Source organism: Pseudoxanthobacter sp. (assembly GCF_036822375.1).
Lineage (GTDB): Bacteria > Pseudomonadota > Alphaproteobacteria > Rhizobiales > Segnochrobactraceae > Pseudoxanthobacter.
This window is the reverse complement of the sequence record NZ_DAISHT010000111.1, coordinates 1-8,500: the sequence shown is the minus strand read 5'-3', so window position 1 is coordinate 8,500 and position 8,500 is coordinate 1. Positions and strand designations below refer to the sequence as shown.

Here is an 8,500-nt window from a genome sequence, read left to right as displayed (position 1 = left end):
GCAAGCCGCAGGCCGAGTCCGGCCATCACCAGCCCGGCGACGATGTCCAGAACGCGGGTGGCGCGGGCATAGCCCGCCCGCACGACGGCGGTCGAGAACGTCACGGCAATCAGCCCGTACCACAGCGCCGACTGCGCGGTGACGAGGGCCACCGCCGCCGCATGCAGCCCGACACCGGCCGAAGGCGGCATGACGACCATGAAGACCGAGGTCCAGAACACCGCCGATTTGGGATTGGTGAGCGTGGTGACGAGCCCGCGTGCGAACGGCCGGCCGCCGGTGGCCGCCAGCCGGGCCGGGCCGCCGGCGGCGGCGGCCGGGGGGCGAAGCCCTGCGCGGATCATCCGCCAGCCCGTGACCAGCAGATAGAGCGCGCCGGCAAGGCGCAGGCCGTGGTAGAGCCCGCCGGCCTCCCGCATCGCCAGCCCGGCACCGGCAAGCGCCACCACGACCCAGACGAAGGTTGCCGCGGCAACGCCGGCGGCCGCCTCAAGGCCGGCGCCGCGGCTGCGGGCGGCGGCGAGGTGGCCGACCAGAACGGTGTTGGGGCCGGGTGTCATGGCCGCCAGCAGGTGGGTGAGCGCAATCAGACCAAGGGTGGCGGCGGGCGAGACGGGCAGGGCATCCGGCGACATGGACGGGTCCGCGAATTCAGGGGAAGTGCGTTCGGGGTGAAGAGCGTTCGGGGTCGGTGCGCGCGGGGTGAGGCGCGGTTGCCGGCCGGTTACGCAAGGGGCGTGCCATCGTTCACGCCGCGGCAACAGCACTTCTCCGCCCGGGCTGCGAGAACGGGGCTTCGCCCGCGGCCGCGGGCACCCTATATAATCGGTTCCGTTCCTGTTCCGGTGCGACCGGCGCCCTGCAGGGGCGCCCGTGGTGCCGGCGGTGGCTGCCGTCGCGCTCCCGTCCCTGAACGGCCTGCCGGTTCGCCGTGCGGCCGGCTCGCAATCGGATGCCTCACGATGTTCATTCAGACCGAAACCACGCCGAATCCCCAGACCCTGAAGTTCCTGCCCGGCCGGCCGGTGCTGTCCGATGGCGTGCGCGAATATCGCACGGCGGGTGAGGCGGCCTCCTCGCCGCTCGCCAGCCGGCTGTTCGATGTCTCGGGCGTGACCGGCGTGCTGCTGGGCACCGATTTCATCGCCGTCACCCGGGACGAGACCGACTGGGCACACCTGAAGCCGGCGGTGCTGGGTGCCATCATGGAGCACTATCTGGCCGGCGAGGCGGTGATCGGCGATCAGGCCCACGGCGACGACGACAGCGAGTTCTTCGATGCCGCCGACGAGGAAACCGTGGGCATGATCAAGGAGCTGATCGAAGAGCGCGTGCGCCCGGCAGTGGCGCAGGACGGCGGCGACATCACCTTCAAGGGGTTCCGCGACGGCGTGGTGTTCCTCACCATGCGCGGGGCGTGCTCGGGCTGCCCGTCTTCCACCGCCACGCTGCGCCACGGCATCCAGAACCTGCTGCGGCACTATGTGCCGGAGGTTGAGGAGGTGCGCGCCGTCTGACGGCGCGCCGGCCGCCGGCTGCCGCCCATGCACCCCCCGAGCCCCCGCGCCGCCACCGATGCGCTGAAGCATCAGATTGCCGGGCTCACCGCCCAGCGGCTGCGGCTCGCCTCGGGTGTGGTGCTGTTTGCCTTTGCGCTCACCCATTTTCTCAACCATGCGCTGGGGCTGGTTTCCGTGCCGCTCATGCTGGCGGTGCAGGTGGTGCGCACCGGCTTCTGGCAGTCGCTGCCCGGCGAAGGGCTGCTGATCGGCGCGGCGCTGGTCCATGTCGTGCTCTCGCTGCTCCGCACGGCGGAGCGGCGCACCCTTGCCATGCCGGCGTGGGAGGCGGTGCAGCTCGTCAGCGGCCTCGCCATTCCCTTCCTGCTGGTGTCGCATGTGATGAGCACCATGGGCGTGCGCTTCACCTTCGGCCTCGATGACGATTACGACCGCGTGCTGCAGGTCATGTGGCCCTCCAAGGCCCTGCAGCAGACCGTGCTGATGGCGCTGGTGTGGTGCCATGGCTGCATCGGCCTGCATTACTGGCTGCGCGGGCGCGGGTGGTATCGCCGCAGCCGGCCGCTGGCGCTGTCGCTGGCCATCGCCGTGCCGTTGCTGGCGGAATGGGGCTGGACGGATGCGGCCCGTCGCATCGCCGCCGGCATCGAGCCGGCCGCGCCGGTCGAGCTGACCGGGGCGGCCGCGCTCTGGGCGACCGACATGAGCGACACCATCCGCGGGCTGGCTGCGCTGGTGCTGATCGCCATCGTGGCACTGGTCGGCCTGCGCCGCACGCTGATTGCGCGGCAGGGCGTCATCGTCACGTTTCCCGGCGGCCGGCAGGTGCGGGCGCTGCCCGGTGCAACGCTGCTGGAAACCGCCCGCGCCCGCGGCATTCCCATGGCGTCGGTGTGCGGCGGGCGGGCGCGGTGTTCCACCTGCCGCACCCGCGTTCTTTCCGGGGCCGAGAGCCTGCCGCCGCCCGATGCCGCCGAGGAGGCCGTGCTTGCACGGGTGCGCGCCGCGCCCGGGGTGCGGCTTGCCTGCCAGATCACCCCCGTCGCCAACCTCAGCGTGGTGCCGCTGCTGCCGGTGCATCCCGACGCCGGAGCGGCCAGCGAGAACGCGGATGCCTATCACTGGGGTGTGGAGGAGACGGTCGCCATTCTGTTCGTCGACATGCGCGGTTTCACGAGCCTGTCGGAACGCGGGCTGTCGTTCGACATCGTCTATCTCCTCAACCGCTACCTCGACGCCATGGCCCACGAGGTGCGCGCCGCCGGCGGGCAGGTGGACAAGTTCATCGGCGATGCGGTGATGGCGATTTTCGGTATCGGTTCGGGCGGCCGGGCGGGCAGCATCGCCGCGATGAAGGCCGCCGCCGGCATGGGCCGGGCGCTCGATGCCCTCAATGCCGAATTTGCCGCCAGCCTCGGCAAGCCGCTGCGCATCGGCATCGGCATTCACGCCGGGCAGGTCATCCTCGGGCGTGTCGGCGAGGCGGGCGGCCGGGAGGCCGCCACGATCACCGCGCTGGGCGATGCCGTCAACACCGCCAGCCGGCTGGAATCCATGGCCCGCGACCGCGGCGGTGTGGTGGTGGCCTCCAATGCCGTGGTGCGCGCTGCCGGCCTCGATCCGGCGGCGCTGAAGAGCGACGAGGTCAACGTGCGCGGCCGCGTCTCCCGGCTGCGCGTCTGCGTGTTTGCCAGCTTTGCCGATCTCGACGCGGCGCTGGCGGCGGCGTCCGCGCCGGCGCTCACGCCGGCACGGGCCGGAAGTCCGTGACGTCGAAGGCCTCGACATCGCGCAGCAGCGCGATGAAGCCATCGGCCGTATGGGTCAGGCTTGCCGCGCCCTTTTCCGCCGTCGCCGCCGAGGCCGCGCCGACCGCGCCGGCGGGATTGAGATCGCGCGCCATCCAGCCATAAGCGTGGCTGCCATAGGCGCGCAGATGGGTGAAGCGGCAGGCATGGTCGGCCTGCGCGGAGGCAAAGTCGGCCGCCCGGTCCATGGCGACCAGATCCGGCGCCAGATGCAGCATGATCGAGGTCTCGATATCGCCGCCGTGGATGCCGAGGCTCTGTTCCTGCCGGGTGAACAGCCCCTCCGGCTGGCCGAAGCGACCGAAGCGGGTGACGACCGCCAGCATGCCGAAGCGGGCACGCAGCTCCAGCGCCACGATATCGGCGACGCTCATGTTGCCGCCGTGGCTGGAGGCGATGACGAGCTTGCGGATGCCCGCGCGCGCCAGCCCGGCGCCGATGGCGGTCCACGTCTTCACCGCGGTGTCCCAGTCCAGCGTCAGCGTGCCGGGCACGTCGCTGTGCTCCAGCGAGCAGCCGATGGCCTGCACGGGCAGGAAGGTGACGGCCAGATCCGCCGGCAGCCGTTCCACGATGCGCGCGACCTGCCCTTCGGCGATGATGAGATCGGTGCCGAGCGGCAGGTGCGGGCCGTGCTGCTCGATGGCCGCGACCGGCAGAACCGCGATCCAGCGCGCAACATCCCCGCCCGTCAGATCGGCGGCGCGCATCTGCTGCCAGTAAGGGCGGGGCAGGGGGAGGCCTGGCTGGGGGAGGCCGGGCCGGGCCGGGCTGGTGGACATGTCGCTCTCCTGCTGGCCGCTGCGGTTCGGGGCGGCGGCATGGAACCCCCGTTGGTGGCGCAGATCAAGCAACTCCTGCGGCGGGCTGCGTCCGGCCGGCTTTTTGCGGCCGGCTGCGGGTCTCTCTCTTGCGGGGGCGGCGCTTTGCGCCTAACGCCTTTCAGGCTCGCAATCCCTCAGGACAGACCCGATCCGATGAACCTTGCCGCGCTCGTTCCGTCGTCCGGCCCGTTCGCCAAACTGCTGCCGGTTCTGCTGCTGCTTGTCTCCAACGTCTTCATGACGTTTGCCTGGTACGGCCACCTGAAGTTCAAGTCGTCGCCGCTCTTCATCGTCATTCTGACGAGCTGGGCCATTGCGTTCGTGGAATATTGCTTTGCCGTTCCGGCCAACCGGTTCGGTTCGGCGGTCTATTCGCCGGCCCAGCTCAAGACGATTCAGGAGGTCATCACGCTGGTGATCTTTGCCGGCTTCTCGGCCTTTTACCTGAAAGAGCCGCTGAGCTGGAGCCAGGTGGGCGGGTTTGTGCTGATTGCAGCCGGGGCGGCGCTGATCTTTCAGAAATGAGCCCGCGCCGGGGCCGGAGACGGACCGGCCCCGGAAAAGGGCGGGCGGGACGCCGGGCTCAGTGCCCGGCGGCATCCCGGGCCGCTTTTGCGGCCTTGCGGCGGCGGGTCCGCTCGATGTTGGCGCGGACAGCCGCCCACACCCCCTGCGCGGAAATCATCACCACCGCCAGACCCGCCCACGCCAGTGCCGAGGTGGCACCGTCGACGAGAGAGCCGTTGACCGGCGCCACCGGGCCGGACCGCACCGCCGAGCCGGCGGCGGAGGCCATCTCGCCCACGGTCTGGGCGAAGGCGGGCTCGCTGACGAGTACAAACAGAAACGCTGCGACCACCGTGAACGCGGGAAGGCGAACGCCGTGGCGCAGGACGGACCGGAACACAGCCGTCATGATCTCCTCCATTGCGTCGGTTGCACGGAACAGGGCCATCGTGCACTGCAACACCGGCCGAGGGGCAATCGGTTCGCGGCGATGCAGGCCAGCCGGCCTGTGAGTGCATTGCGCCATGGGAGTTCGGCCGTGAGATGCAGCGATCCGGGCGCGTTCAGGTTGATTGTGTGACGATTCTGGGGCGCTGTTTACCATTGGCGCAGCGGTGATTACCGGATTGCGCGACAGTTTCTGCTCTGCCAAAGGCACTGGGGGGCGACAAAGGCGGCAGCCGGCGCAAAATTATGCTGCGCTGCACCGCGGACGGGAGCGACGGAATGCAAGGCTTGACGGCAACCCTGCTGCGCGGTCTGTGGTATGTGGCGCTGCCCGGTGCCATGGTGCGGCCGGGCGCGATGGTGACGAAGACACTGCTCGGCGAGCCGGTGCTGATCGGCCGCGGCCGCGACGGCGGCGTGTTTGCGCTGCGCGACATCTGCCCCCACCGCGGCATTCCGCTGAGCTACGGCCGCTTCGACGGCGAGACGGTTGCCTGCTGCTATCACGGCTGGCGTTTCGACACGGCCGGGGTGTGCCGCGAAATCCCCTCGCTGCGCGAAGACCAGAAAGTCGACGTGGAGCGCATCCGCTGCGGCTCATATCCGTGCGTGGAGCGCAACGGGCTGATCTGGGTCTATTTTGCGCAGGCCGGCGAGGCACCCGCGGGCCGCGAGGCCGGGCCGCCGGCGATGCCGGTGTTTGGCGACGGCGATGCACCGGGCGCCGCGATCATGCTGCCTTTTCCCTGCTCCACCGACCATGCCGCCTTCGGGCTGATGGACCCGACGCACGCCGCCTTCGTGCACACCTCTTGGTGGTTCAAGAAAGATCCGAGCCGGCTCCGGCCCAAGGAGAAGGCGTTCGAGCCGTCCGAACTCGGCTGGCGCATGGTGCGCCATCCGCTGCCGCCGCAGAACATCGCCTACCGGCTGCTCGGCCAGAACGTGACGACGGAAATCAGCTACCGCCTGCCGGGGCTGCGGGTGGAGGAAATCCGCGGCGACCGCCATGCCGTCGTCGGGCTGACGGCGATTACGCCGGTCGATGCCGAGAACACCGAGGTGTGGCAGTTCTTCTGGATCTCGATGGGCTGGGCCGGGCTGATGCGGCCGCTGATCGAACATCTGATGCGGGTTTTCCTCGATCAGGATCGCGTCGTGGTGGTGCGCCAGCGCGAGGGGCTGGTGAAGGCACAGCCGCGGCTGATGCTGATCAACGATGCCGATACGCAGGCCCGCTGGTGGATGCGGGTGAAGGACGAGTGGCTGGAAGCGCAGCAGGCCGGCCGCGAGTTTGCCAATCCGCTGAAGCCCATGACGCTGCGCTGGCGCAGCTGAACTGATGAACCCCGCTGCGGCTCACGCAGCTGAACCGATGAACCCCGCTGCGGCTTACGCATCTGAACCGATGAGCCGTGCTGCGGCTTACGCACCTGAACCGGGAACCGCCTGCGGCTCACGCAGATGAACCGGCGAACTCCGCTGTGCCCGGTGCCGGGGGATCGCTGAAGGGATCGCTGAACCCGCTGCACTGACGCGGCGGTGCCGGCCGGGCCGGGCAATCCGCACCGGTCGCGCGAGGCGGCAATGCCCCCGGGCGGACCCGGATCGCCGGAGTGTGAATGCCTGGGCAGGGACGGGAGCGGCGCGGGTGCGCACCGGCCGGACGATGCGGCGACGCGGGCGGCGACGGTTTGCCGTGGCGCCGGCGCGCGGCGCAGCCGCCGGGCGGGCAGCCTTGCGGGATGCGGCGCCGGTGATCGGTGCCAGCGCCCTCCCGCCGGCGCGGCCGGGCCTGCCTCTTGCTCTGGCGTTGCCTTTGGCTTGCCCTTGCCCCCTTGCCGCGGCCGCGTGCGGCGGATAGCGTCCGGCTTTCTTCCCTGTTGGTCTTCCTTGTTTCACCGGTCCGGCGGCGTGCGATGACGATTCTCTTCTCGGCAGACGGCTTTCCCACGCACAGCTGGACGGCGGCTATTGCCCGGCATCTGCCGGGCCGCGGGCTGGCTGTGGAAGGGCGCGATGCCTATGACCCGGCGACGGTCGATTATGCGCTGGTGTGGAAGCAGCCGCACGGGCTGTTCCGTCCGCTCACCGGCCTGAAGGCGGTGTTCGTGCTGGGGGCCGGTGTCGACAAGGTGATGACCGATCCGCACCTGCCGGCCTGTCCCATCGCGCGCGTGGTCGATCCCGATCTCACCATGCGCATGACTGGCTGGGTGACGATGCAGGTGCTGGCGCACCAGCGCGGCTTTCGCCATCATCTCGCGCTGCAGGCGGCGCACCGCTGGGAGCAGGCCGAGCAGCCCGCCGCATCGGCCGTGCGGGTGGGGGTGATGGGCCTTGGCGAACTCGGCCGCGATGCCTGCGCCGTGCTCGCCCGGCTGGGCTTTCAGGTGGCCGGCTGGAGCCGCACGGCGCGCGCGCTCGACGGCATCGCCACCTTCAGCGGGCCGGAGGGCCTCGGCCCCTTCCTTGCCCGCACCGACATTCTGGTCAGCCTGCTGCCGCTGACGCCCGACACGCGCGGCCTGATCGACCGCCGGCTGATCGACGGGCTGGCGCGCGACGGGGCGCTGGGCGGCCCGTTCCTCATCAATGCCGGCCGCGGCGGCCTGCAGGTGGAGGCCGACATTCTGGCCGCGCTCGATGACGGGCGTCTGGCCGGGGCGACGCTGGATGTGTTCGAGACCGAGCCGCTGCCGCCGGAAAGCCCGCTGTGGGATCATCCGAAGGTGACGGTCACGCCCCATAACGCGGCCGACAGCGATGCAGAGGCCATCATCCGTCTCATCGCCCGGCAGATCGCCCGCTTCGAGGCCGGCGACGGGCTGGCCCATGTGGTGGACCCCGCGCGCGGCTACTGAGGCGGCCCGGGCGCGTCAGCCGCGGCCGGCAAGCAGCCAGTAGGTCAGCCCGCCGGCAAGCCCGGCGGCATAGAGCACGGCAGAGGCCTGATCCAGCCCCGGCGGCACGAAGCCGGCGGCCAGCACCAGCGGCCCCTTCAGGCCCGCTTCCAGCGCCGGCCCGCCCGGCAGTCGCGGCGCGAGGCCGGAAATATCGGCGAGAAAGCCGATCGCGCCGCCCGCGCCCACCCAGTAGAACACCGAGCGCAGCCGGAACACCTCGCCCACCGCAATGGCGCCCAGCGCCGGCAGGAAAGCGAAGCTGCCGACGAACGGCGTGAAGATGGCAACGGTGGCCCAGAAGCCGAAATCGCCGGCGGCCGCGAACGGAACGCCGAACAGCCCGCCGGTTGCCGCCTGAAGCCCGGCAACCAGCACGGTGCTGGCCGCCACCACGGCGGCGATGTAGGCCACGATGATGCGGATGAAGCGCCAGAACGGCCGGAACAGGTCGTCAAGCCCGAGCCCCGGCGGCGGGGCCGCCGCCAGCC

The 8,500-nt window shown here is 70.7% G+C and carries 9 protein-coding genes; 5 read left to right on the top strand and 4 right to left on the bottom strand.

Annotated features, from left to right (window positions below; translation table 11 throughout):
- On the bottom strand, positions 1–635 hold a 635-nt coding region (locus tag V7067_RS11285; protein ID WP_334176004.1), incomplete at its 3' end, for a LysE family transporter.
- Positions 636–962: 327 nt separating this feature from the next.
- Here V7067_RS11285 and V7067_RS11280 point away from each other — a divergent pair.
- Together V7067_RS11280 and V7067_RS11275 are read left to right on the top strand one after the other, a co-directional pair.
- Complete coding sequence (locus V7067_RS11280; protein ID WP_334176003.1) at positions 963–1,517, top strand: NifU family protein; 555 nt, start codon at positions 963–965, stop codon at positions 1,515–1,517.
- 27 nt (positions 1,518–1,544) lie between these two features.
- Positions 1,545–3,290 (top strand): adenylate/guanylate cyclase domain-containing protein, encoded by a 1,746-nt coding sequence (locus tag V7067_RS11275; RefSeq protein WP_334176002.1) that lies wholly within the window; start codon positions 1,545–1,547, stop codon positions 3,288–3,290.
- Here the strand turns inward: V7067_RS11275 and V7067_RS11270 are convergent.
- Entirely contained in the window at positions 3,262–4,110 is an 849-nt protein-coding gene (locus V7067_RS11270; protein WP_334176001.1) for a creatininase family protein, read from the bottom strand. The genes V7067_RS11275 and V7067_RS11270 overlap by 29 nt on opposite strands.
- Positions 4,111–4,305: 195 nt before the next feature.
- On the opposite strand from V7067_RS11270, the gene V7067_RS11265 reads away from it, so the two are divergent.
- A complete protein-coding gene (locus V7067_RS11265) occupies positions 4,306–4,677 on the top strand; it encodes a DMT family protein (RefSeq protein ID WP_334176000.1) in 372 nt (123 codons plus the stop codon).
- A gap of 58 nt (positions 4,678–4,735) precedes the next feature.
- Here V7067_RS11265 and V7067_RS11260 read toward each other — a convergent pair whose 3' ends face one another.
- On the bottom strand, positions 4,736–5,068 hold the full coding sequence (locus tag V7067_RS11260) for a hypothetical protein (RefSeq protein WP_334175999.1): 333 nt from the start codon (positions 5,066–5,068) through the stop codon (positions 4,736–4,738).
- 317 nt (positions 5,069–5,385) lie between these two features.
- Here V7067_RS11260 and V7067_RS11255 point away from each other — a divergent pair, with 317 nt between their 5' ends.
- Together V7067_RS11255 and V7067_RS11250 are read left to right on the top strand one after the other, a co-directional pair.
- A complete protein-coding gene (locus V7067_RS11255; RefSeq protein WP_334175998.1) occupies positions 5,386–6,444 on the top strand; it encodes an aromatic ring-hydroxylating dioxygenase subunit alpha in 1,059 nt (352 codons plus the stop codon).
- A 581-nt stretch (positions 6,445–7,025) separates the two neighbouring features.
- Positions 7,026–7,970 (top strand): glyoxylate/hydroxypyruvate reductase A, encoded by a 945-nt coding sequence (locus tag V7067_RS11250; RefSeq protein ID WP_334175997.1) that lies wholly within the window; start codon positions 7,026–7,028, stop codon positions 7,968–7,970.
- Positions 7,971–7,985: 15 nt separating this feature from the next.
- Here the strand turns inward: V7067_RS11250 and V7067_RS11245 are convergent.
- On the bottom strand, positions 7,986–8,500 hold a 515-nt coding region (locus V7067_RS11245), incomplete at its 5' end, for a hypothetical protein (RefSeq protein WP_334175996.1).

Coding starts and splice junctions, on each gene's coding strand:
- V7067_RS11280 (WP_334176003.1), top strand. CDS start 963: ATGTTCATTCAGACCGAAACCACGCCGAATCCCCAGACCCTGAAGTTC.
- V7067_RS11275 (WP_334176002.1), top strand. CDS start 1,545: ATGCACCCCCCGAGCCCCCGCGCCGCCACCGATGCGCTGAAGCATCAG.
- V7067_RS11270 (WP_334176001.1), bottom strand. CDS start 4,110: ATGTCCACCAGCCCGGCCCGGCCCGGCCTCCCCCAGCCAGGCCTCCCC.
- V7067_RS11265 (WP_334176000.1), top strand. CDS start 4,306: ATGAACCTTGCCGCGCTCGTTCCGTCGTCCGGCCCGTTCGCCAAACTG.
- V7067_RS11260 (WP_334175999.1), bottom strand. CDS start 5,068: ATGACGGCTGTGTTCCGGTCCGTCCTGCGCCACGGCGTTCGCCTTCCC.
- V7067_RS11255 (WP_334175998.1), top strand. CDS start 5,386: ATGCAAGGCTTGACGGCAACCCTGCTGCGCGGTCTGTGGTATGTGGCG.
- V7067_RS11250 (WP_334175997.1), top strand. CDS start 7,026: ATGACGATTCTCTTCTCGGCAGACGGCTTTCCCACGCACAGCTGGACG.